The following is a 25,462-nucleotide window of genomic DNA, read 5'->3' as shown; positions in this document are numbered from 1 at the left end:
CCGGATTGACAGAAGAGACAAAACCAGCGTTTGTAAGCGGCGTGGTTCCGTTAACTGTTAATTAAGGCAAAAACATTTTGATTCACAATTTATGAAATTAGATCGTTCCAATCGCATTCTCATGGGCTGGCGGCACCTGCTTCTCGCCTTGGCCATCGGCCTTTCTCTGACCGGTTACGCGCAAGTCGCGTCTTATTCCAGGGCCGGCGCCGCGCCCACTCCGCTCGACAAATACGTCGCCACACCCGATCCAAATTACAGTTATCATCTTGTGGACACCGTCAAGGGCGAGGGCCAGACCACTTACATTTTGGAAATGACCTCGCAAGCCTACTTGACCACGAACGAGGTGAACCGACCGCTTTGGAAACATTGGATGGTCATGGTCAAGCCCGACAAGGTTGAGAGCTCCAAGTCGCTCCTGTTCATTGGCGGCGGCAATAACAACGGCGGCCCGCCGAAATCAGCCGAGGCCAACATGGTCAAGGTCGCCGTCGAGACGAAATCCGTCGTCACGGAATTACGACAAGTGCCGAACCAGCCGCTGACCTTCGTCGGAGAATCGTTTGGTCGTTCGGAGGATTCTTTTATTGCTTATACCTGGAACAAGTTCCTTCACACCGGCGACCCCAAATGGCCGGCACGTCTGCCGATGACCAAGAGCGCCGTGCGCGCCATGGATACCGTGACCGCGTTTCTCGGCAGCCCGGAGGGTGGCAACGTAAAGGTTGATTCGTTTGTGGTCGCGGGCGGCTCCAAGCGCGGCTGGACAACGTGGACGACGGCGGCAGTGGATAAGCGCGTCATTGCCATTGTTCCATTTGTGATTGATCTGCTGAACATTGAACCCTCTTTCAAGCATCACTGGGAGGCCTACGGATTCTGGGCGCCGGCGGTGGGCGATTATGTGGCGATGGGCCTCATGGACTGGAACGGCACGCCGGAATACCGGGCGCTGATGAAAATTGAGGAGCCGTATGAATACCGTGACCGACTGACGATGCCCAAGTTCATCATCAACGCCGGAGGCGATCAATTCTTCCTGCCCGACTCGGCGCAGTTTTACTTCAAGGATTTGCCGGGCACGAAATATCTTCGCTACGTTCCCAATGCCGATCACTCGCTGCGCGGGTCAGACGCCTGGGAAACATTGCTCGCCTGTTACAACGCGGTCCTGACCGGGGGACATCTTCCGGAGTTTACTTGGGCGCTGGAGAAGGACGGCTCTCTGCGTGTGAAGACGATCGACAAGCCGGCGGCGGTTAAACTCTGGCAGGCCACCGATCCGAATGCCCGCGATTTCCGGCTCGAAAAGATTGGACCGGCGTATCACAGCAGTGAATTGACGGACGAAGGTGGCGGCATGTATGTCGGCAAAGTGCCCAAACCGGAAAAAGGCTGGACGGCATTTTTTGTTGAATTGACCTACAAGAATGGCGGACCGGCCCCGTTTAAATTCACAACGCAAGTGAGCGTGGTCCCCGACGTTTTGCCTTACACCTTTGTGCCGAAGACGGCCAAGAAGTGACGAGGTTTGTTTCACAAATCCGACTCAAGAGCGATCTCTGTACATTCCACGCGCCACCGTTGGCGCGTGGTTTCTTGCGCCAAAGGTAACTTTGGCCTGCCTCAAATCGTTTAAATGGCTGAAGCGTGTTCGCTTTTTCGCCTGAAGTTCGCATTTGCACGCGGCTTTCGGAAAGAATACTCTGCAGGTTGTTGATTAATGAAAACTTTCTTTGTGGTAATGGCAGTTGTGGCAGTGGGTGGCGGCGGCGTTTATGTTTGGAAAGGTTTGGACAAGACCAACCACACGAACGGGAACCCCGGACGACCAACCACCGCCATTGTTGAATCCCGCGACATCCATTTTGCGGTCAACGCCGCCGGTGAAATCGGACCGGCCGACCAGGTCTCCGTGCGCCCGGAAATCAATGGCAAGATCAATTCTTTGTTGGTGGACCTTGGCGATCAGGTCAAGAAGGGCAGCGTGTTGTTTGGACTCGACGATCAAGACCTGCAGACGCAACGTTCCTTGACGCTCATCTCCATCGAGGCGGCGCGCCTGAATCTGGAGAAAACCAAGCGCGACTATGAACGCAGCGTGCAACTCTACAACGACAAGCTGATTTCCCAGGAGTTGTTCGATGATACCAAGACCGAATACGACCTCGCCAAGAACACTCTCCAAAAAGTCGAGAAGGATCTCGGCTTGGTGGAATATCAACTGACGAAGACAAAAATCCTCGCCCCATTTGATTGCACAATTCTGACGCGCCCGGTTTCAGTCGGACAGGCAGTGTCCGGCTCCGGCGGGGTTGCCGGCGGCACGGAGGTTTTGACCATCGCCAACCTCAACGAGATGGTCATCAACGCCCACATCAACCAGGCGGACGTCGCCCGGCTGAAAGCGCAACAGCAAGTCGAAGTGCAGGTGGAAGCGGTGCCCGGGCTGAGAGTGAACGGCAAGGTGGAACGCATCGCGCCGCAGGCCACGATCAAAAACAACATCAAAGGTTTTGCCACTCGCATCCTGCTGAAAGATGTCGATAAGCGCATCCGGCCCGGCATGACCGCGAACATCAAGATTCCCGTTGCCGCCGCCGACAATGTTTTGGCGGTGCCTTTGTCAGCCGTTTTCACCGAGCTGAATGAGGAGACCCAACAGAACGAGAGGTTTGTTTACGTGGTGAAGAATGAGAGTTATGAACGCCGGCCCGTCCTTATTGGTGTGTCTGATTTTTTTTATGCGGAGGTGGAAAAGGGGTTGTCGTCCGGTGAAGTCGTCGCGTTGGAATTGCCCAAGGAAGAACTGGCCCGGCTCGTCAAGTCGCCGCTGGGCGTCAACACGAACAAGGTTGAAGCCAGCGCCGGCAAGTCGGAGAGCACTTCAAAAACCGGCGGCACGGGCAAGGCCGCTCCCGCCACGGTTCCTCGCACCCGCTGACACGCCCGTTGACTTATGGCACTGGTCGAACTTCGCAACGTCAGCAAAATTTACCTGCTCGGCGGGGAGGAAATTCGCGCGCTGGACGATGTCTCCCTCGACATTGAAACCGGCGAGTTCATTTCCATCATCGGCCCTTCCGGCAGCGGCAAATCCACTTTGATGCACATTCTCGGTTGTCTCGACACGCCGACCAAGGGCACGATCAAACTGGACGGCACCATGATCCAAGGAGCGTCGCCGCGTGAACTGGCCGGCATTCGCAACCGCAAGATTGGTTTCGTTTTCCAGTTCTTCAATCTGCTGCCGAAACTGAACGTCCTGCAGAACGTGGAACTGCCGATGGTTTACAGCGGCGTGTCCGGCCGCGAACGACGCGAGCGCTCCATGGCTGCGCTTAAGATGGTCGATTTGGAAAACCGCAGCAAGCACCGCCCCTCGCAACTTTCGGGCGGGCAACAGCAGCGGGTGGCCATCGCCCGCGCCCTCGTGAACTCACCCAAAATCATTTTCGCCGATGAACCGACCGGCAATCTCGATACGAACACGGGCGAAGCCATTCTCCAATTATTCTGCAAGTTGAGTGGCGAAGGCAGCACCGTCATCCTCGTCACGCACGATCCGGAAATCGCCGCCGTCACACCGCGTCGCATTGAAATCCGCGACGGCAAGATTGCTGAGAAAGTTGATCCCCGGTTGGCTGGACTCGATCGGGCGGTCGCCGTTACCCCGCAGGTCGCATGAATTTTTGGAACGCCATTGTCATCGGGTTCAAGGAAATCTGGGCGCACAAATTCCGCTCGTTGTTGACGATGTTGGGGATCATTCTCGGCGTCTCGAGCCTGGTCGCCATGTCGGCCATGATCAAAGGCATGGAGAATGGCGCGAAGGAGGCGTTGGTCGCCATTGGCGGGCTGCAAAAAATCCGGGTCGAGCCACAGAAAGTTCCCATCTATCAACGGCACTTGCTGGACCAGGCCGTGGGCGTGACCATCAACGACGTTTATGCCTTGCAGTCCAGCGCCCCGCTGGCGGCGCGCGTTTCTCCCGAAATGCGGTTATACGGCGCGACCGTTTCGGCGAACACGAAGACGTATCGTCCGTGGAATTGCACCGGCGTCTGGCCGGTGGCGCTGGAGATGTACGAACACGTTGTCGAACACGGTCGCATGTTCAATGAAATTGATGACGAGATGGCGCGCAGCGTCTGTGTCATCGGCACGGACGTGCGCGATGAACTGTTTGGTTCACCGGAACAGGTTGGCCACGAAATCATTCCACTGGGCGAAACCATCAACCTCAACGGCCAGGCGCTCACGATCATCGGCATGTTTCAACATTACGAGAGCGAACAGGATCGGAAGGAACGCGAACTGGCCGCCCAAAAAACGCAGACCAACAAGACCAGTGTCGTGCGCAGCCGTGGTTGGGGCGGCAACAACCGGAATTGGGCCTTCCGACTCAAGAACGCCACGGTCTTCATTCCGCTCAACACGATGTGGATCAAATTCCGCGCCGGCGGCGGTGCCGCCCAGGGGGGTTGGGGCGCCATGGTCAGTCCATCCGATCCGCGCTTGTCCGGCTTGGATGTGAAAATCGCCGAGGTCGAACAAATGAACCCCGCGCTGCAACAAATCCGCAATGTGCTGATGAGCACGCATAAGGGCATCGAAGATTTTTCCTTTCGCACCCAGGAGGAGTGGGCGGAGAACATCAACATCTTCATCCACAACGCCCGGATGAGTGGCGGCATCATCGCCGGCATCAGTTTATTGGTGGGCGGGATTGGCATCATGAACATCATGCTGGCCAGTATTTCCGGGCGCATTCGCGAAATCGGCATTCGCAAGGCGGTGGGCGCCGGCACAAGCGACGTTTTCATTCAAATCCTCATTGAGAGTGTGGTAATCGCAGTGGTGGGCGGACTGGTTGGACTGATGACTTCGTATGGGCTGGTGCGATCAATGAGTTCGTTTTCGCCTTCGGGCAACGATCCCGTCATCACGGTCACAGCCATGACGGTGGCGTTCAGCTTCAGCGTTTGCATCGGCATCCTCGCCGGTTTGTTTCCCGCCTTCAAAGCCGCCAGACTCAATCCGATTGTGGCCCTGAGATATGAATAGAGTAATTGACAGACAAACTGAGCTTGCGGGATAAATTGTTTACAGAACCGGATGTAGTCGCGCCTCTAACTCGGTTGGCCGGAAGCTCCACGGTGAAAGAGCCCGCGATGGAGTTTCCGTGGTTGACCTGGACAGGACTGGATGTGGGTGGCCCGTGTCTTGGGGCGTTCGGATGAATACATGAGATGGCGCACCTGCCGCGTTGCAAGGCCGCGAACTCCAAGAAGCTCGTCTGGAATCGTTATTGAAACAGGAGGCATTTGCCTTGCTGTTGGTTGCCGCTCACTTTGATGGGATTGTTGCCCACGTAGGCGTAAAGATTGGCACCGCCCTTTTCCGCGATGGGGTCGCGGTTGATCCACCGTTGCAAGTTCGGATCGTAAAAGCGGCGTCCAAAGTAAATCAGCCCGGAGCTCGGATGACATTCTTTGGAGCTAAAGCGATAGAGGTTGGCATCCGCCAGCGGCCCAGCCATGGAGAGAATGTTCCCGAAAGAATCATAAAGATATTTCGCGACTATGAGTTGTTGCGCGTTGACCAAGACGGTAATATTTCCATTTCCATCGGCATAATAGTAAGCGGTGAGTTGTGTTCCGTGATCGGTGCGCGCCAGCAAGCCGCTACTGCCGCCCCGCAGACGGCGTCCGAGGGTGTAGCTCACCGTCGGCAGATTGCTGGCATCGCGCTCCTGAATGACAACGTTGCCTTGGTAGATATAACGAACTTCATTGGTTTGCACCCAGCTACCATTCCAGGTGTACTCCTTGCGAATCCGTCTCCGCATTTTGCCGTCATACGTAAACTCGCTCTTCCACTTGTTCGTGACCGTAAAGGGGTCAGTCCCGCACTTTGCATTATTTTCCTTTCTCATCTAAGGCGCACACTGTTGGCGGTGTAACCCGCTGTGATCATTTCATTGCCATGCACGCGAGCATCTCCCCGCAACAATCCTTGTCAATCGAGAAATCCTTGTATCGGGAGATTAACCTCTTTACGAAATACTGAATCGGCACAAGGGGCGCCGCCTCGATTACTCTTTGTCCGCGCCGAACCTTTTTTAAAGAAGTCGGCGCGTTGAGAAGAGAGTGCCGTGCTTTGCATAGAATCTGTTTGGCACGGAGTCAATTCCGCTGGTAAGCTCAGATTGTGAATCTTCTGAACACCATTGTGATCGGGTTCAAGGAAGTCTGGGCGCACAAGTTTCGCTCCCTGCTGACGATGCAGGGCATCATCCTGGGCGTGGCGAGCCTCGTCGCCATGGCGGCGGTCGTCAAGGGAATGGAGCGGGGCATGAAGGAAACCATGATCGCCATGGGAGGCGCGGACAAGGTGCTGCTGGATCAACAGCCGGTGCCCGCTTACCAGGAACATCTGGCCGACCAGGCGTCCGGACGCACGATGACGGATGTGCAGGCGTTGCGCAAAAGCGCGCCGCTCCTCCGTCTGATCTCGCCGGAAATGGCGTTGCAAGACAATGTCACGCTCACGCATAGCGACAAAATGGTCAATCCCTCCGAATGCGTCGGCGTCTGGCCGGCGGTGCTCGACATGAATCTGCACACGGTGGAGCACGGCCGCTTCTTCAACGAGATTGACGAGGAGAATGCCAACAGCGTATGCGTGATCGGCACCGGCATCCGCGACGAATTGTTCGGCTCACCGGAAAAAACCGGGCAGGAAATCGTGCCCATCGGCGAAATCATCAACATCAATGGTCAACCGTTCACGATTGTCGGCATGTTTACTCATTATGAAGGGGAACAGGAAAGGAAGGAGCGCGAACTGTCGAAGAAAGTCCGGGCGGAGGAAAAACGTTCCGGCCCGGCGCGCAAACGCGGTTGGGGCGGCGGGCGCGGTGGTTGGGCGTTTTATTCCAAGAATTACACGATTTATATTCCGCTCAACACGATGTGGATCAAATTTCGTTCCGCCACCGGCAGCACCAGCATTCCCGATCCACGCTTGACGGACATCGATATGAAGGTCGCCAGTCTGGACTTGTTGGAGCCGGCCTTGCAACAGGTGCGCAACGTACTCCTCGTCACGCACAAAGGGATCGAGGATTTCAGTTTTCGCACGCAGGAAAATCAGATCGAAAACATCAACGCGCAGATTCACAAGGCGCGATGGAGCGGCGGCATCATCGCGGGAATCAGCCTGTTGGTGGGCGGCATCGGCATCATGAACATCATGCTGGCCAGCATCAACGAACGCATCCGGGAAATCGGCATCTGCAAAGCGGTGGGCGCGACGGGCACCGCCATCTTCCTGCAAATCCTCGTGGAGGCGGTGGTGATAGCCGTGGTGGGTGCTTTGCTCGGATTGGTCGCTTCCTACAACGTCGTGGACTTTGTGACCTTGATGGCACCGTCGCAAAACGCCCCGGTCATCACGCCGGATGTCATGATTATTGCGATGCTCTTCAGCGCGGGCGTCGGAATCATCGCCGGTTTGTTCCCTGCCTTCAAAGCCGCGAAGCTCGATCCCATTCAGGCGCTGCGGTACGAATAGAGTAATTGCCCGTGATAGTTGGTAAAATGAGTCGAACACCCCTCACCCCATCCCTCTCCCCATCGGATGGGGAGAGGGAGAACGAATTCCGGGTGAGGGGTCGTCTTTCTTCCACCGATGTTTACCCGCGATTGGTAATCACTCGGCAACGATCTTGATCGTGTGGTTCACGGGCACGAAGTTGATCCGAATAGCAGCGGCCAAAGGAGCGCGAGCTTTCTCCGTCAACGCCACCGTTGCCGCCATGTCCGCCCTGCCCTCCTCGCCGTGAAACAATTGCTTGATTTGCTTCGTTTCGTAGGCTTGCTTGGCAGCCACAGCAGCATCCACTTTGGCGAACGCTTCGGAGAACGGGTTTATCGGGAAGTCATCGGCCAGGTTTACACCCTTTTCCAATTGCTCGGCGGAATACGATTTGGTTTCTTCGCCCCAGGTCACCTTGTAGTTCTTCGCCATGCCTCCTTTCGCCACCAGAGTAAACCGGTTCAGATCCTGATTGAATGGAATCAACGTCATGGCGGAACGGATGTTGTCATCTTTCGACAAGTCGCCACCGGCGGCGCAAAACGGATAGCGACGGCTCTTGATCTGAGCCACGCCATTGTTGAACGCCAGGAGTTCGTGCCCGCGCGAGACGCTTGCCCTGTCAACATCGAGTTTAACCGTGATGGTGCCGATGTCGCCATTCAGACCGAACGCTTTCAGGAACGCGTAAGCCATGACAAGATGACCAGCCCAATTGGGATGGACGGCATCCTTGCCCGCGATCAAATAATCCGGCCCGTATTTTTTGTGCGCGGCAAATTCAGTCTTGAACATCGGCCAAAAGACATCGGCAAACCCGATCTTCTCAGCAATCGCGATTTCAATGTCGATGTTGCGCAGTTCAGCCAGGTTCAAATTCAACTCCTCCGCTGACCCCTTGGCCCATGGCACCTTTGGTCCGACGCAACCCGGCGAACCGAGTACCACCCTCGCGCCCGCGTGTTTGAGCGCGCGAACGACGGCAAGGGAAGCTTCGCGATAGCGCTGGCCGATCTCCGGGGCGTAAGCACGGTAGCCGTGATCGTTCATGCCATAACAAGTCGTGGCGATGGTTGGTCTGAAACGCAAACAATCATTCGTCATGCGCGCCAGAAAGCCCGGCATCGTCTCACCACCCCAGCCGTATTGGCGGACGGTAACAGCCAAATCTGGCTCGCAAACGGTCAGGTAGGTTTCCATGATCCGTGAATACATTTTCTGCTCCGTGATGGAATCGCCGCAGATCGCAAGGCGATCTCCCAGTTGTAGCACGCGACGCGATGGTTGCGGCCCGGACCTAGGGTTGAATTTCGCGAAATACGGATCGTTGGGTTTCTGCTCAAGGAACTGGGCGTTGGCGGCGAGAGAAAATGCCGTGACGAATAGGATGAACAGTCGTGTTGGTTGCATAGTGCGGAAAGTGTTTGGTTTTTCCTTGGCACCGTCAAGTCTTGCATGTTGGTCCAGGCGCACCCTGAACCTGTGCAGTCAGACGCACAGTTGACCGGGTCTGATCACCGTACTACGCTCAGGCAGATGCTGGACTCCGGTTGTGTGCCGGACGGAAGGAAAAGCATCCAGCCGAACGTTATGAAAGAACACTCAAGAACTGCTGCCACGGAAAATTACTGCGTCGCAGCCAAGCGGCACGGATTTACTTTGATTGAACTGCTCGTCGTCATTGCCATCATTGCCATTCTAGCTGGCTTGTTGTTGCCTGCGCTCGGCAAGGCCAAGATCAAGGCGCAAGCCACCTTGTGCATGAGCAACGGCAAACAATTGATGCTCGCCTGGCTGCTCTACGCCGACGACAACAACGACAAATGCGTCAACAACTTCGGCGTCAGCGAAACCGCTGCCGAGATCGCCGGCAAGACTTATCGCAATTGGGTCAACAACAATATGAGTTGGAGCCTGGATCAATCGGTTACCAATACCGATCTGATCAAGAACGGCCTGATCGCTCCGTACAGTTCCCGAAACCTCGGCATTTACAAATGTCCGGCAGATCATTTCCTCGATCCGAGCCAGAGGGCGGCCGGTTGGAAGGAACGCACGCGGAGTCTGTCGATGAATGCTTACATGGGGCCGTTCTCACCCTCGGCTGCCGATCAACAAGCCACCGTCAACACTTTCGATAGCGGTTATCGCCAGTTCCGTAAAGTCGCCCTCATTCCTCAACCGGTGAAAATCTTCGTGATGCTGGACGAGCACCCTAACAGCATCAACGATGGTTTTTATCTTAACACATCCGGGAACTCGGGTGGTTGGGGCGACTCGCCCGCCACCTACCACGACGGCGCCTGCGGCATTTCATTCGCCGACGGCCATTCTGAAATCCACAAATGGCGCGGTGGCTGGATCAATTTCCCCACCATCAAGCAGATTCCAAATCGCGCTTATTCTGGCGGACCGGGGTTCGACGCTTTGGGAAGGCAGGATTTCAACTGGCTCTGGGAACGAACAAGCGTTAAACGCTAAGCTGGAATTTCAAATCTCCCTTTGTTTTCTTTGGCCTCTGCCGGCGGGACGCAGGAGAGTTATTTGTTAATGGTTACCTTCCCGCCGCCCACTTCAGGCTGTTCTTTAGAAGAGCTTTGTAAGTGGGATGTTCGTGCGCCTTGCCATCGTGGCCAAGTGTGATGCAAACAATGCGCGCCTTGGAATGCTTTGTAATCCAAACGACAGGAAAAGTTTTGCCCGAGATCGGGCTTGTGCCCGTCGCCAGAACTTGAATGGGCGTCCCCTGCTCGTCTGGAATGAAGTTGTAAAGTTCGTCGGCGATTTTGAAATTCTTCGGCACCCCCGCCATCAGTGCATGATCAGGTTCAGTCACCGTCACCTCGAACTCGCCATACTTATCGTGGCCTCGCGCGCCACCGCCAACCAGCACGCGGTTGTACTCCGGCCAATCGTTCCAATTGTACCAAAGCGCCGGATGAACCAGCAGCAGGCCTTTCCCTGAGTCGGCAAAGTCGAAGATTCCTTTTCGCAGCGCGGGATCGGCCATCGGTTGATTGTTGCTTAGGTAAAGTACATCCAGGTCTTTGAGCATGGATAAAACCGTCGGAATTTGTTCCGTGTAGTTAACCGACGTGCTTCCGTTCGCAGCCAACGTGGCGGTGTCGGCTTGATTAAACCATTTGCCAAAATCGTGCGAACTCCCCCCGCCCACGAGGAGGACGCGAATGTTATTTCCGCTCGTAGCCGCCGAGGTGACGAGGCGGGTGGGTTCAACCGCAGACTCCGACGTTTTCCCCCTCCTCACGTCGGGGGCTGCATCGCTCACTTCCGCCGTAATTCCCACAAACGTCGGCGCGACAATGTTGTCAAAACTTTCCAGCGTGATTTTCTGGATGATAGCCGGATGCTGCAGCGGCTTCGTAAACCACCGCACCTGGCCGTGCGTTACGAGGTCGGGCACCAGCTTGGAGCCCGGCACTTCGTAGCTCGCGTTGATATAATCCACGAACTCCACACCGTTTTTCAAAATGATCTCCTCCCTCTGGCCATCGGCATATTGAACTTCAACTTTGGCAACTGGAACATTCTCATTCTTGCTGTCGCCACAACACGGCCACGCCCAGCCACCGACGCCGCCGAGAAAATGCAACTTGCTCGCTTTGAGGCCGACATTCGAAATTTCAACTTTCTGGGCCAGCGTCTTGGCGAAACCACTGCCGCCTTTGAGAACGATGACGTTATTGCCGGTCGTGGTTTTGGCCGGGTTGACGATCTCAAACGGAACATCGCCGACCTTGATCAATCCAAATTTTCTGAACTCCAGCGTTTCGGCCAGGCTTTCCTGCGTGATGTAAATGCCTTTCCGGCTGTCGGCGGTGAACGCGGGCTTGAGATCGAGCAAGCGATATTTCGATTCACCAGCGCAGATGTAACCAAGCAGGTCGCGCAACCCGTCACCGCCCAGCGCCTCGAATCCGTTCGGCATGAGCGAGAGCCCGGTGTTGCGGCGCGATTTGATGTCGGTGGTCTTGACTTCCACGTCGCCGCTGGCGTTACGGAGCATCACGGCTGTCTTGTTCTCGCGCGCAATGATGCCGTCGAACGATTCGCCGTCCTTCGTCTCGACGCTGTAAGAAATGAACGTCGGCTCGACCACGCGATTTGGATCGAGCACGTGGACAAGCAACTCCGCCGCACCGTGAGCACCCATCCCCGTCAGATCGGGCGCGACGTCTTTGCCTTCGCCATTGAACTTGTGACAGGTCGCGCAGTTTTGCGTGAACAGTTTGTGGCCGTTCTCGACATTGCCGGGCTTCTCAACCAGCGGCGTGAATTTCGCGATGAGTTCATTCTTCTCTTTCACTTCTGGCCCGCGCAATTCGTCAATGACGGCGTTGGCACGTTGCGCTACCGCATTGTCGCTATGCGTCCGCAACCGGTGAATGGCTGCCGGGCCAAGCGTGGCAAGATTGATTTCCCCTTTCTTCAGTGCTTCGACCAGCGCCACCGACCAATCGGCGCGTTTGATCAACTGGCCGAACACGGCATCCTGCTCCGCGGTCGCCAGTTTCGGATAAGCCTCGACGAGCAATGAGCCAACCGACGGATCAGCAGTGGCGCCGAGCGATTCAATGACCCGGCGTTGCAGCGCCGGCGAACTGGACGAGCCGAGAATTTTGACAACCGATGGCAGAACTTCCGCGTTCATTTGACGCACGGCCAGCAAACTGGTGACGACTTGGGCGCGTTGTTCATCCGGTTGCCCGGAGTCGTTTAACTGGGAAGTAAGCTTCGCGACGAGCGATTTCACATCGCCCGCCAGCGCGCCGTTCCTGTCCCAGCGGGCAACGAGCGGCAGCGCGGCGCCCGGCACCGTGGGATTGCCCGAAGCCAGCAAGGATTGGAACGCCTTCTGCAATTCCGAAGTCCACGCGGGCACTGTTTCCGCTTTCAAACCTTTGACGAGAGTCTCGAACACGGATGCCTTGAGCGCGTCGGCAGACGGCGGCTTGTTGGCCATCAAGAGCACCAGTTGTGCGGCAAGCTCAGCGTCCTGTTTCGCGGCAACTTGCCGGCTCAACTCGACCACCAAGCTCTTTATCGCGTCAGGATTGGTTACCGCCATTGCTGCGTCGATGAATTCGACGGGGGATTTGAAGGCAGCGGCGACCACCGCAGATTGCGACCACGGGTCTTCCAATTCCGGGTAGATGCCGATAAGCTTTTGCGCGATTTCATAGGTCACTGGGAACGCAGCGAGAGCCGTGATTGCCGCCAGACGTGTTCGATGATCCGGATCCTTCAAGTGTCCAAAGATCGACAGCGTAAGTTTGGAGGCATCTACAAACCGAGTGGAATTCTCAGCAGCAATCTGGAGGGCATTCTTTCGCACCATCGGATCGTTGTCATTCATCGCTGCGATGAGTTGTTCGGCATCCAGTTTGCCGAGAACGCCGAGCGTGTTCAGCGCAGCTATCTGGGCGTGCGGACCTTGACTGGATGCTTTCGTCATCCCTTTGAAGGCAACCAATTTTTCACCAACACCCTTCTCACGCAGCAGGCGAGCGGCAGTGCCGCGGACGCTCCTGTTGGGATGCGCAAGGCTTCCAATCAACTGGCCAATGGCCTGTTTATCTAGGCGTGGAACCGAAATCGTCTTCGCCAGCTTGTGGTCCACGCGCCAGATGCGTCCGAAGTAATGGTCGCGGTCCGGGCGCACGGCGGCGTTGACGTTGTTGTGCTTCGGCCCGCGCGTGTCGTTGTGGATGACGGCCTGATTATAGAAGTCCAGGATGTAAAGCGCGCCGTCCAGCCCGATGCGTGTCTCAATCGGGCGAAACCAGAGATCGTGCGAGCCAATGAACTCCGCCTCGCGGGTTTTGTTCGCGGTATAGCTCACGCCCTCCGGCGTCACGACTTCGTGGTGGACGATGTTGATGGTCGGCTCGGTCGTGAAATAGCTGTAGCGCCACTCATCCGGCCACGTGCCGCCATCGTAGATCGCGCAACCGGCTGCCGCCGTGAACGAACCGACGAAATCAATCTGCACATAAGCCAGGTTCTCCGATTTCATCAAAGGAAAGGATTTCGGACTTTTCTTCACCACCTTGAAACTCGTTGTGTTGCCGACTTTCCCACGCGCCAAGACGCTTTCCGGCAGGACGACGTTCATGAGCAAATCGCCGCTGGTTGGCTGGGTGAAAAAAAGTTCGTTGTCCCAGCCGAAGTCCAGCCCCCACGTGTTGCCGCCCTTCGAGCAATACTGCTCGAACGCGCTGCCGTCCGGCTTGAAGCGCACGACGCCGGAGTTGATGCGGCCTAAATCCTTGTCGCCCACGCCGTTCCTCACGTGGTCGCTGCCGCTGTAACCGTGCGTCGCGTAAATCCAGCCGTCGTAACCCCAGCGCAAGTTGTTGATCACGGCGTGGGTGTCGAACGTGCCAAGACCAGTGTAAAGTTTCTCAACCTTGTCGGCCTTGCCATCACCGTTCGTATCGCGCAACCAAAGGATGTCGGGCGCTTGCGACACGATCACTCCATCGCGGTAAAAGACAAAGCCGGTGACCAGTTCCAACCCCTCGTAGAAAACGTCCTTTTTGTCCATGCGTCCATCGCCGTTCGTGTCGCGGAGGATGCTGATGCGGTCATGGGCGGGACGTTCCTGCCTGCCGGGCGTGTCGTACAGTCCACCGTGATCCTTCCACGCCGCCGCGCTCTGGTCGGGTTTGATGCCACGGCGGCCATTGGGATATTCCGGCGTCTCGGCGACCCACAAACGTCCGGCGGCGTCCCAGTCGAGTGCGATGGGTTTGTTGATGAGCGGCTCGGCGGCGACCAGTTTGATGGTGAAGTCGGGATGAACTTCCAGTTTCGCAGCGGCTTTCTCCGGAGCCGTCGGGCCGCCTTCGGGATAACGCAGGCTCGCCAGTTCTTCCTGGTTGCAAAGTGAATTAACGTCGCGTTTGCCGGCCCACGCAATGCCGCGCAGAATGACCGCGCGAAAATGTGGGAGGCCAAAGGATTTGTAATTGTGGCCGGGGATGCAGACGAACGCGCGGTAATTGTCTTTTTCGTAAGTCCACATTTGCGGGATGACATCGTAAATGTGCGGGAACGGTCGTCCGCTCTTGGTGTTCCGTTTGTCCGGCGACCAGGACGCCGCAAGGATTTTGGCCTCCGGCATCAGGTGCAGGTCCCAATAGACTTCGTCATCGAAATCGAAGTTCGAACAGCCGTCGGTGATGGGATGTTCTTGATCAAGGTAGTAAAAGGAGATGTCGCCTTCGAACCATTTGGAATGTCCGTGCTCCCACGCGCCGCCGATGATGGTCTTGAACCACTGCGGGTCATTGCCACAAACCGAATCGTGCAAAGCCGCAACGCCGCCGCCGCGCTTCAGAAACTTGTCAAGGTTCGCGCGGTCTTCTGGCTTGATCGTTCCCCCTTCGGCTGAATACATCAACAGCACGTCCGTGTTCTCAAGCTGTTCGGCGGTGGGGAAACCAATCGCGCCATCGCACGTTGCGCCGCGTTGATTGAGCATCGCCTTCCATTCCTTGAGAAATAAGGGTCCATCGTGCTGCCCATTGCCGGCGGGACCGTGCGTTTTCTCACCGGCGCGGATGAAGATGCGCAGCGGTTTGCCGGGTTGGGCGGGAAGAGAGAGGAGGGAAAGCAGGAGTGCGAGGGCGAACGCAGATTTCTGTTTCATAGTTTCACAGTGGGCAACGTGATGAAACCTTACCGGATTTCCTCTGATCGTCGATTGGATTTTTGCGGCGCGACGTTTGGGCTGGCGCTGGCGGTTGTGTTGGTTACATTTTCGCCGGTGGCATACCATGGATGAGAAACCAGTCAAGGTGCTGATCGTCGAGGACGAGCCGCAATTCGCCGACGCCGTGGCCGACATGCTGCGGGCGACGAAACGACATCGTTTCGAATGTGAATCCGCGGCGAGCCTGGCGGCGGCGCTGACGCGGCTGGCGGCGGGTGGCATCGACCTGGTGCTGCTGGATCTCTACTTGTCCGATAGCGACGGGCTGGACACCGTCGTAAAAGTCCAGACCCAAGTGCCGCAATTGCCGATCATCGTCTTGAGCGGAGTTGATGATGAGACGCTCGAAGTAGAGGCGCTGGCGGCCGGCGCGCAGGATTATCTGGTCAAGGGACAAACGGACAAGCATCTGTTTTTTCGCACCATTCGCTACGCGATCGAACGCAAACGCGCGGAACTGGCGCTGCTGCAGGCCGAGGAAAAATATCGCAGCATTTTTGAGAACACGGTCGAGGGCATTTTTCAGACAACGGCGGATGGCCATTACCTGAGCGCCAACTCCGCGCTGGCCCGCATCTACGGCTACGATTCACCGGAGGAGTTGATGCGGGCCATCACGGACATCGCGCGAAGTTTGTACGTGGACCCGAACCGGCGCGCAGAATTCGTGCGCCTCATGCAGGAAAACCAGATCGTCACCGGTTTCGAGTCCCAGGTAAATCGCAAAGACGGGAAGGTGATCTGGATTTCTGAAAACGTCCGCGTCGTGCGCGATGCTCAGGGCCGCTTGTTGTATTATGAGGGCACCGTCGAGGACATCACTGAACGCAAGCGGGCCGAAGAACGCCTGCGTGATTCAGAGTCGCTTTATCATTCCCTGGTGGAAAATCTCCCGCAAAACATTCTACGCAAGGACTTGTCCGAACGGTTCACTTTCGCCAATCAACGTTTTTGCCAGACGCTTGGGCGGCCATTGGAGGAGATCATCGGCAAGACCGACTATGACTTTTTCCCGCCCGAACTGGCCGCAAAATATCAACAGGACGACCGGCAAGTCATCGCCACCGGAAAAATGTTTGAGACGGTGGAAGAACATCAGCCCCCCGGCAAGGAGAAGCTGTACGTTCAAGTCATGAAGACACCGATCTACGACGCCCAGGGCAAAATCATCGGGCTGCAAGGAATCTTCTGGGACATCACCGCGCGCAAACAAGCTGAGGAACGCGAACGTCTGGCCACAGCCGAACTGGCCCGCAGTCAGGCGGAGCTTCGCAAAAAGAACGACCAGATGGAGGAAAGTCTCCGAATGGCGCGCGAAATTCAACTGGCCTTCCTTCCCCAGCAATACCCGACCTTCCCGACGGGCGTCGATGCCAAACAAAGCGCGTTGAGCTTTTGCCATCGCTATCTGCCCGCCGGAACGGTGGGCGGCGATTTTTTCAACGTGCTGGCGTTGTCCGACACGCAGGCCGGCGTGTTCATCAGCGACGTGATGGGCCACGGGGTGCGCTCGGCGTTGATCACCGCCATGATGCGCGCGCTGGTGGAAGAATTGATTCACCTCGCCCAGGACCCCGGCGCATTGCTGACGCAAATCAATCATGATCTGAATGCCATCCTCAAACAAACCGGCTCGCCGATGTTCGCCAGCGCGTTTTATCTCGTGGCCGATCTGAAAACCCGCACGCTGCGCTTTGCCAACGCCGGTCATCCGAAACCCTTGCTCCTGCGCCGCAGCACCGGCCAGGTGGAACTCCTGGAAAATACGGAGCGCAAATCCCGCCCGGCGCTCGGCTTGATCGAGGATTCAGTCTATACGACGTCCCAATGCCCACTTACCGCTAACGATCTCATCATGCTCTACACCGATGGTCTTTACGAAGTGGAAGGCCCAAATCAGGAATTCTTCGGGCAGGAAAGAATGCTGCCGGCCGTGACCAAACGCATCCATCAACCCGCCTCGCAATTGTTCGATGAGCTGCTGGAAGAAATCCAACGTTTCGCCCTCAAGCGGGAATTTGATGACGACGTCTGCCTGGTGGGAATGGAAGTGATGAAGATTTGATGGTCCCGCTCAAGGCGATACCACGCGGTAAAAGCGACTGACGAAACGACTCGCCTCCGGGTCTTCAAATTCATACTTCCCATTCCCAGTGTCACGCGCCACTCCCACCGTTTCCCAATCGACAAGGTTGGTCGAGGCCTGAAGCAGATGAACCCGGCCGCGGTTGCCGGCAATCTGGAGGTGGAAGCCTCCCAAAGACTGGCGGCCCAATCGGACGATTCCCGGCTGTTCGCTCGACTCCCCGAAAGCGTCGATGATGTTCTGCGCGGCTTGAATGAGCAAATCCGCCAGCGCTGGATCATCCGGGCTGATCTGGGCGCGCACTTTGTTTTGAAACGCCTCCAGTTGGTTGATGCCCGCCGTCCCGTTGCCGCGGTCAAACGAGTTGCTCGCCGCGTTCAAAGTAACAATCAATGGATGAGTGTCCTGGTGCGGAAGGCGAGAACCATTGACGAGGTCGATCAGTTTCTGCACGGCTTCGCTGGCGGCAATCACGTTCACCACGATGCGGTTGGTGCCCGCGTCCATTCCGTCGCTCACGACCAGCATGATAGTATGCGAGCCAACGCTGAGAATATTGCTCGCCACCACACTGGTCGCGAAGGACGTGGTCGCGCCATCCTCGAACCAGAAGAATTGCAGCGGATCATTTTCCACGTCCGTGGAAAGCGAGCCGTCGAAATAGACGACCGCGTTGGTATTGTTCCGCGAAATCACAAAGTCGTTCGTGTCGTCAGGCGAGAGCGATATCAACGGGAAGGCTCTGGCCACTGCCACAGGCGGATCATTCACCGGAAGGACGGTGATGTGAATCGTGGCGATGCCAGAATCGACTTTGCCGTCGTTAGCTTTGAACGTGAAGCTGTCCGTGCCATTGTAGTTGGTGAAGCCGAGGTAGATCAGGTTGGGTGGTGTGCCGGTCAACGTTCCGTGGGTCGGCGGAGTCACGACTGAGTAGGTCAACGGGTCACCATCCGCATCGGAGGCAGTGAGCGTGATGGTTAGTGGCGTGTCCTCATTGACGGAGAGCGACTGCGACTGAGCCACGGGCGGAACATTGAGGAAAACAAAATTACCCACGGTGCGGTTCGTTCCGAAGCGCGTGCCTTGATTGACCACCAGAAATTGTTCGCCGCCGCCAAAAGCAATCACGGGAAGTTGTTGGTTGAAGGCGTTGGTGTTTATTGCCAAGCCAGATTTATCCAACACAATTCCGCCACTGGTCACGCGTGTACCATAGATGTTTAGATTGGTAACTGCTCTCGTAGTACCTGAATAAGTAGCGTCCTGCCAGGCTACGAGATAATCGTTGCCATCACTGGCAACAGACGGAAACGTCTGGTCGTTGGTCGCGGTGCTGATAGCGATCCCGTTGGTGTCGAGAATATCGCCTGCCAAACTCACGCGCGCACCATAGATGTCGTACCCACTTGTAGATGTATTGCGAGCGTCTTGCCAAACAACAAGGTACCCGTTCATATTAGAGGGCAGACCGTTCGCAGCGATCGCAGGAAACAATTGATTCTTTTCCGTCCGACTGATGGCAAAACCATTCGTGTCGACCGTTGTGCCGGCCATGGTGATGAGCGTCCCGTAAATGTCAGCACCGTTCGTGGTTGCGGGCTTGGAATTTCGCCAGTCTTCCCAAACCACCAGAAAGTTATTGCCGTTGAACGCCGCGGCGGGAAAACGTTGGTCATCCTTCGCTCTGTTGATGGGAATCCCGCCCGAATCAAGTACTGCCCCTGCAGTGGTCAAGCGTGCACCATAGATATCAGAGCCAATGGAAGCGTTCCGCATGTCCTGCCATACCACCAAAAACCCACTCCGGCTCGCAGCCACACTTGGAGAAGTTTGATTATTGGCAGCCCGGCTGATTGCAATCCCATTAGTTTCCATCAGGGCGCCCGTGCCAGTCACCCTCGCACCGTAAACATCCGTAGCCGTCGTGGACTGATTGCGCAAGTCCTGCCAGACGACGAGAAAATTGCTGCCATCGGTTGCGACGGCGGGAGCTGCTTGATCGGCTGTCGCGCGACAAATCGCAATGCCGTTCGGGTCGAATACTGTTCCGGCGTTGCTCACCCGTGCGCCGTAAATGTCGAGGTTGAAGAGTTTATTCGTCCAATTTCGTGAGTCCGTCCATACCACCAAATAGTTGGTTCCGTTGAAAGCCACAGCGGGAACTGCCTCGTTGTTTACGATGGAACTGATCACGAGACCATTTGTTTCGATCAACGCGCCGGAGGGAGTCAACCGCGCACCGAAGATTTCAGTGTTGGCTTCACCATTGCGCGCGTCCTGCCACACGACCAAATAACCACTTCCATTAGCGGCCACCGCGGGAGCGCTTTGCGTGTTGATCGCCCGGCTGATGGCAGTCCCGTTGGTTTCGACTACTATTCCGGCATTCGTTATCCGTGTTCCATAAACGTCTGGGACACCATTGCGTAAGTCCTGCCAGACCACCAAATAGTCCGTTCCGCTGGCCGCGACAGCCGGGGCGAGTTGAGCACTTGCCGCCCGACTGATGGCGATTCCATTTGTCTCCACTACGTCTCCAGAGGCGGTTACACGCGCACCGTGAATGTCATAATTGTTTAGGTTCCGATAATCCTGCCAAACCACCAAATAGTCGGTTCCATTGGCCGCCACCGCAGGAACACTTTGAAAGACCGGCGACTGACTGATCGCGATCCCGTTGGACTCAAGCACTAGACCTGAATTGTTGACGCGCGCGCCGTAGATGTCCGATCTCGATGCGAAGTTGCGCCAGTCTTCCCACACCACCAGGAAATCACCGCCATTCGCGGCGACGGCAGGAGCATTTTGGTTGTTGGGTGCATTGCTGATCACGATCCCGTTGGTCTCAACCAAAACGCCCGATGCTGTCACTCTTGCTCCGTAAACGTCCGTATTGGAAAAACCATTGCGCGCGTCCTGCCACACGACCAAATAACCATTCCCACTGGCAGCCACAGCGGGATAACTCTGAGTATTCATCGCCCGGCTGATCGCGATTCCGTTTGTATCGAGCAGTAGTCCAGTACTGCTCACTCGGGCACCATAGATGTCCTGGCTGTTGGTGGAAATATTCCGCGAGTCCTGCCACACCACCAAATAGTCGCTCCCATTGGCAGCAACGCCAAGAGACGCCTCCTGACTGACAGTGGCAGTGCTGCTGATCGTTATGCCGGCGGGATCAAGAGGAGTTCCAACGCTGTTCACTCGCGACCCTTGGAGGATAAACGTACGAGTGGGAACGTTTTGCCACACCACCAAATAATCGCTCCCATTACTGGCCACCGCAGGCGTTGATTGATTGCCCGCCGCTGGAACGAACACCGGAGCGTCAATACCGAATTCAGTTCCAATCACCGGATCAATCGCCAACGGATAAGTGGCCTGGGCTAGGATGGCTTCCGGCACAGTAAAACGAAGTTGATTTTCGTTTACCTCCATTGCCGCGTCCCAACTTGCTCCCGCCGCATCCACGACTTTTACGTTGCCCACGCGCAAGCGCGCGGTCCCGGTCGCGTCGGCAAAGTGGTGACCGCTTTCCGTTTGGCCGCAGTAGTCCAGCCCTTTGAGTTCTGCTTCCACGAGCAACGGCCCTGTTCCCGCCAGGGGTTTCGATACCACCCAGGTGACCGCCACGCCTTCGCTGCGGGCCTCGAAGTGCTCGACCAAATCCAAGCCAGGTTCGAGCAACGCCTGCGCCGTGTTGCCCAGCACTGACCAGTCCAGCGTTGATGCGCCCGGAGAATAGAACGACTGATTCTCTCGGTGAATGGAAACGGTTCTGAACACAGCCTCGGTTGATGAGTCTGGCTCAGGAAAGCCGCGGGCAAATGGGGCTTTTTCGCCAGAGGTGGTCGCGGAGCGGTAAGGGGAAAAGCGCAAACCATGCTCGTCGAAGCTGGCCGCGTATGTTTTTGCCCGGACGTGCGGATAGCCTTCGTCCGCGTCCGCAGCCAAAGCGTGGGATACGCGCTCAATTACATCACCCAAATTGACGGACGACGGAAGTTTGATCGCAGCCTCTGTCGCCTTCGTCGAGGGTTGCAACCGAAGATTTTGGGTTTGGCGTTGCCGCCAAAATTCCTTCCCGTAAGCCACAGTCCAGGTGGGCGCGTCTTCGGGGTGTTGCCAGCAATGAAACGTGCGCTGCGAACTTGAACTGAAACGCCGGGGCGCGGCCGACCCGCTGGATGAGTTGATCGTTTCTTTTCGTACGGCCACCACCCCGACCTTTGCAGATGGCATGGCCGCCGTTTGTGGAATCGTGGTGGGGTGATGATCCGCAGGTGAAAGATGAGAATGCGTTAAGAATAGAAAGCAAACGGCCAAGACCGCGATCAATAAGATCATCAACCGACGGAAACTAAGGTTCGTCTTCATGATTCTCTTCTCCGTTCGTTACAAAAGCTTAACCCTTCCGAAATTGCACATCGTCTTTCGGCACAACACCGGACGACGGTTGACCACCTTCCACAATAATCAAGCTGACTGGGAAACTGGTCAGCAATGACCATGCCGCGTCGATTGTCCGGCTGTTTCCACGAAGTCGCAGATGTCTGTCAGCGATTTGTGCGCAATCTTCACGCAAGTTGCGTGAGAATGACGCGCGACTGAAGTTGAAGCGGGGTTTCCGTATTCCTGCGCGCACCGAAAGCAAGCGTTGATTGTCAGCGGCCGTAAATTCTTGTTGCTTTGAAAGCATTTCGAAATTTCCCAGGCGCCGAGTGTAATTCCTCGACGCTGGTTTGCTTGATGGATGGAAGATGACACCAAAGCGAGGGTGCGGGAAGTGTGCGTCTGGAGGCACACCCTGTGCGTCTGGTCGCACAGTCAAAAGCAGACTTGATGTTGGCCCCCGCTCAGGCAATCGTTTTATCACTGAACGGTTGTCCTAACCTCGCTAAATAAATGTCGCCTGCACGCTGGTTTCCGATGTTGCTGGTTGCGCTCTTGCTCAGGCCGGAATTGAGTTGGGCGCAGAAGGCATCGAACTGGCGCTCCTTCAAAGCCGCTGATGGCCTGGCCGAATCGTTCACGACTTCCGTCATGGTCAGTCCGCGCGGCCACGTCTGGGCGAAGCATTTCGAGGCGAACTCGATCAACTGGCTTGATGGCTACGACGTAAAATCCATCCCCTCGCCGGGCGTGGGCAATTACCGGGTTTACGAAGGGCGCGCCGGACAAATCTGGACGGTTTATCCGGAAGGCTTGCAGGAATATCGCGATGGCGAGTGGATTCGTCATCCGATCCGGGAAATTCGCGCCGAGTATCAAACCAACGCGCTGCGGCAGACCTGGCCGATTCCGTTGGTGCCGATGAAACAGGGACACGTGCTGTTCCTGCTCACGGATCGTTTGATGGAATTCGACAATGAGTTTCAAACGCAGATCAATGTCATCCGCCAGGTACGCCAAACCGGCCTTGGAAAATTCTGGGACGTGATTGCGGCGCGGGACGGCGCCATCTGGGTCAGCGGCGCCAACGGCCTGGCGCGCGTACCCGTCACCGGGCGTGTGGTAAAACCGGAAACGGAATGGCAGGAACACCTTCTGGACGCCCAGCTCCCGGTCCGGGATTTGCAAGCGCTGACTGAAGATGATCAGGGCGGCATTACTGCCGTCGCTGAATCGACGGTCAGTCGCAAAAAGGCGGTGGCGTATTTCGACGGACGGCAGTGGACGATCCGCGAAGGGCGCGGGGAAAGGATTCGTCATGCCTGGCGCGATGCGGATGGCCTGTTTCGTTTTGCCACCATCAATTCACTGTTCCACTTCGAACCTGACAGCTCGCAAGTCATCGAGGATGAGGAAATCTCGGCTGGTTCGTATTTCGACGTGGCCACGGAGCCGGGCGGCATTTTCTGGCTGGCGACTTCCGAGGGGCTGTTTCGCTATGCGCCCCTGGCCTGGCGCACGCCGGTCGCCGTTCGCCATCTGAATTCGCTCGTGCATTCAATTCGGGAAGATCGCGCGGGTCGTCTCTGGTTTGCCAATGCAAATTCGCTGATTGCACTGGAGGACGACCGCTGGAAGGTCCATCGCATACCGGAGAATTTGGAATTCAGTTTTCAGGCGACCGACGCCCTCTTCAGTCTTCCCGATGGAACGTTGATCTTCGAGGGCGGAGGGAAGATGATGCGATTCGATCCGCGGACGGAAATATTCGGCCAAGTGGCGCACCCGATGGCGGAACAGCTCAAATTGATTGGCCAGCTCGATGACGGAACCGTGTGCGTGCGGACTTTTCCTCGCGAAGCAAACAGCGCGGCCTACCATCTGGAGGTTTATGATGGCAAACATTTTCGACCGTTTCCTCACCCGACTGCCGACCTGGATCTCGGTCGCGAACTTTTTTCCCTGTTCACCGCCCGCAACGGAGATCTCTGGCTGGGCGGCGGCGGCGGCGTGGCTTGCTTTCATGACGCACAATGGCGGACCTTTGATCGTTTGGAGGGGAGTCCGCCGGACGGCGCGTTTTGCATCGCCGAGATAGAAGAAGGGAAAATCTGGTGCGGTGGACGAAAAACAGTCCGGGAATTCGACGGTAAAAAATGGTCCATCGTCGGGTTTGATTTTGACGTGGTGAACACCCTGCGCAAAAGCCGGGATGGTGACATCTGGGCGGCTGACAACAATGGGGTGCACCGCTATCACAAGGGCGAATGGATTCTGAACTCCGTTGAGGAGGGCCTGCCCGGCGCGACCGTCAGCGAAATCTACGAAGACCGACACGGACGCATCTGGGCCGGCACGTCGCGGGGGGTGAGCCTTTACCATCCCGAAGCGGATGTCGATCCGCCGCGCTCTTTCATCCGAAAAGTAATCAACGAAAAGGACGCCTCCACCGAACCAACCGTCACGCTGGTTTTCGGCGGACGGGACAAGTGGCGATTTACGCCGACGGAACGGCTGCTTTATTCATATCGCCTCGAAAAGCAGGACTGGTCACCCTACCAGGCCGAAACCAGCGTTACCTTAAATGAGTTGAAGCCGGGCCGGCATTATTTCCAGGTGCGCGCGATGGATCGCAACGGCAACGTGGATCCCAACCCCGCGCTCCGGGAATTTGCCATTGCGTTGCCCTGGTACAAGGAAACCCGGCTCGTGCTCATCTCGGCCGCGGGCATGGGGATCGCGTTGTTCTTTGCCGTGCTCGCGTTCAACCGCCATCGTCAACTGTCCCGAAGCTACGCGGAAGTGGAAAAAATCGTGGCGCTGCGAACCGGCCAATTGGAGAAGGCCAACCAGGAATTGATGCAGAGTCAGAAGATGACCGCGCTCGGCACGTTGACCGCCGGCATCGCCCATGACTTCAACAGTATCCTGTCCATCATCAAAGGCTCGGCCCAGATCATCGAAGACAATTTGGAGAACCGCGAAAAAATCCAGACCCGCATCGACCGCATCAAAACCGTCGTGGACCAGGGCGCGGGCATCGTCAAGGCGATGCTCGGTTTCAGCCGCACGTCCGACCAGAAGCCGACGCTCTGCGACCTCAATGCGGTGGTGGAGGATACCATTAAATTGTTGGGCGACCGTTTTCAACGCGAAGTGCAGATTCACTTTGAACCGACACCCGGCCTCCCGGAGATTCCCACCGTCAAGGATTTCATCCAGCAAATGCTGCTGAACTTCATCTTCAATGCCGCCGACGCCTCTGCCGGCCCGGGCAGAATCATTCTGCGGACTGGAAAACTGGCGCGCTTGCCCGGCAATCTGACTTTGTCGCCGGCTCAAGCAACGGATTACCTTTTTATTGCGGTGACGGATTTTGGTTGCGGCATCGCGCCAGAGATCATGCCACGCATCTTCGAACCATTTTTCACGACAAAAGGGTTTTCCGCGCGCCGCGGCACGGGCTTGGGTCTGTCCATGGTCTATGAACTGGCGCGGAAAACGGGTTGCGGGTTGACCGTGGAATCCGTCGTGGGCAAAGGCAGTACGTTCACGATCCTGATTCCCATCCGCGATTTGGCGCCCGAGGCGACTCCTTGAAACCCGGCCTCTGATGAGTTTAATTGTGACCCGAGGCC

The 25,462-nt window shown here is 56.6% G+C and carries 12 protein-coding genes; 8 read left to right on the top strand and 4 right to left on the bottom strand.

Annotated elements, in window-relative coordinates; all coding sequences use genetic code 11:
* The first annotated feature begins 121 nt into the window (after positions 1-121).
* The 4 genes from HY298_16165 (at position 122) to HY298_16150 (ending at position 5,070) form a co-directional block, all read left to right on the top strand.
* Positions 122-1,528, top strand: a complete 1,407-nt coding sequence (locus HY298_16165; protein ID MBI3851790.1) for a PhoPQ-activated pathogenicity-related family protein — start codon at positions 122-124, stop codon at positions 1,526-1,528.
* Between the two features lie 198 nt (positions 1,529-1,726).
* Complete coding sequence (locus HY298_16160) at positions 1,727-2,947, top strand: efflux RND transporter periplasmic adaptor subunit (protein MBI3851789.1); 1,221 nt, start codon at positions 1,727-1,729, stop codon at positions 2,945-2,947.
* Between the two features lie 21 nt (positions 2,948-2,968).
* Complete coding sequence (locus HY298_16155) at positions 2,969-3,691, top strand: ABC transporter ATP-binding protein (GenBank protein MBI3851788.1); 723 nt, start codon at positions 2,969-2,971, stop codon at positions 3,689-3,691.
* Entirely contained in the window at positions 3,688-5,070 is a 1,383-nt protein-coding gene (locus HY298_16150) for an ABC transporter permease (protein ID MBI3851787.1), read from the top strand. The genes HY298_16155 and HY298_16150 overlap by 4 nt, the downstream gene beginning before the upstream one ends.
* A 241-nt stretch (positions 5,071-5,311) precedes the next feature.
* Here the strand turns inward: HY298_16150 and HY298_16145 are convergent, their stop codons facing one another.
* Positions 5,312-5,941, bottom strand: a complete 630-nt coding sequence (locus tag HY298_16145) for an RHS repeat-associated core domain-containing protein (GenBank protein MBI3851786.1) — start codon at positions 5,939-5,941, stop codon at positions 5,312-5,314.
* A 275-nt stretch (positions 5,942-6,216) separates the two neighbouring features.
* Here HY298_16145 and HY298_16140 point away from each other — a divergent pair, with 275 nt between their 5' ends.
* Positions 6,217-7,581 carry an ABC transporter permease gene (locus HY298_16140; GenBank protein MBI3851785.1) on the top strand — a complete coding sequence of 455 codons (1,365 nt, stop codon included), beginning with the start codon at positions 6,217-6,219 and terminating at the stop codon, positions 7,579-7,581.
* Positions 7,582-7,719: 138 nt separating this feature from the next.
* Here the strand turns inward: HY298_16140 and HY298_16135 are convergent, their stop codons facing one another.
* Complete coding sequence (locus HY298_16135) at positions 7,720-9,015, bottom strand: SGNH/GDSL hydrolase family protein (protein MBI3851784.1); 1,296 nt, start codon at positions 9,013-9,015, stop codon at positions 7,720-7,722.
* Between the two features lie 180 nt (positions 9,016-9,195).
* Between HY298_16135 and HY298_16130 the strand changes: the two genes are divergently transcribed.
* A complete protein-coding gene (locus tag HY298_16130) occupies positions 9,196-10,086 on the top strand; it encodes a prepilin-type N-terminal cleavage/methylation domain-containing protein (GenBank protein MBI3851783.1) in 891 nt (296 codons plus the stop codon).
* A gap of 73 nt (positions 10,087-10,159) precedes the next feature.
* Here HY298_16130 and HY298_16125 read toward each other — a convergent pair whose 3' ends face one another.
* The gene (locus tag HY298_16125; GenBank protein MBI3851782.1) at positions 10,160-15,280 is read right to left on the bottom strand and encodes a ThuA domain-containing protein; all 5,121 of its coding nucleotides are present in this window, start codon (positions 15,278-15,280) and stop codon (positions 10,160-10,162) included.
* A 127-nt stretch (positions 15,281-15,407) separates the two neighbouring features.
* On the opposite strand from HY298_16125, the gene HY298_16120 reads away from it, so the two are divergent.
* A complete protein-coding gene (locus HY298_16120) occupies positions 15,408-17,408 on the top strand; it encodes a SpoIIE family protein phosphatase (protein MBI3851781.1) in 2,001 nt (666 codons plus the stop codon).
* Positions 17,409-17,417: 9 nt separating this feature from the next.
* Here HY298_16120 and HY298_16115 read toward each other — a convergent pair whose 3' ends face one another.
* A complete protein-coding gene (locus tag HY298_16115; protein MBI3851780.1) occupies positions 17,418-21,674 on the bottom strand; it encodes a cadherin-like domain-containing protein in 4,257 nt (1,418 codons plus the stop codon).
* Between the two features lie 663 nt (positions 21,675-22,337).
* Between HY298_16115 and HY298_16110 the strand changes: the two genes are divergently transcribed.
* Positions 22,338-25,424, top strand: a complete 3,087-nt coding sequence (locus HY298_16110; protein ID MBI3851779.1) for a hypothetical protein — start codon at positions 22,338-22,340, stop codon at positions 25,422-25,424.
* Positions 25,425-25,462 lie beyond the last annotated feature (38 nt).

It is taken from the genome of Verrucomicrobiota bacterium, assembly GCA_016200005.1.
Lineage (GTDB): Bacteria > Verrucomicrobiota > Verrucomicrobiia > Limisphaerales > PALSA-1396 > PALSA-1396.
Note: the sequence above shows the minus strand (reverse complement) of the source record. Positions and strands in the feature narration are given on the sequence as shown.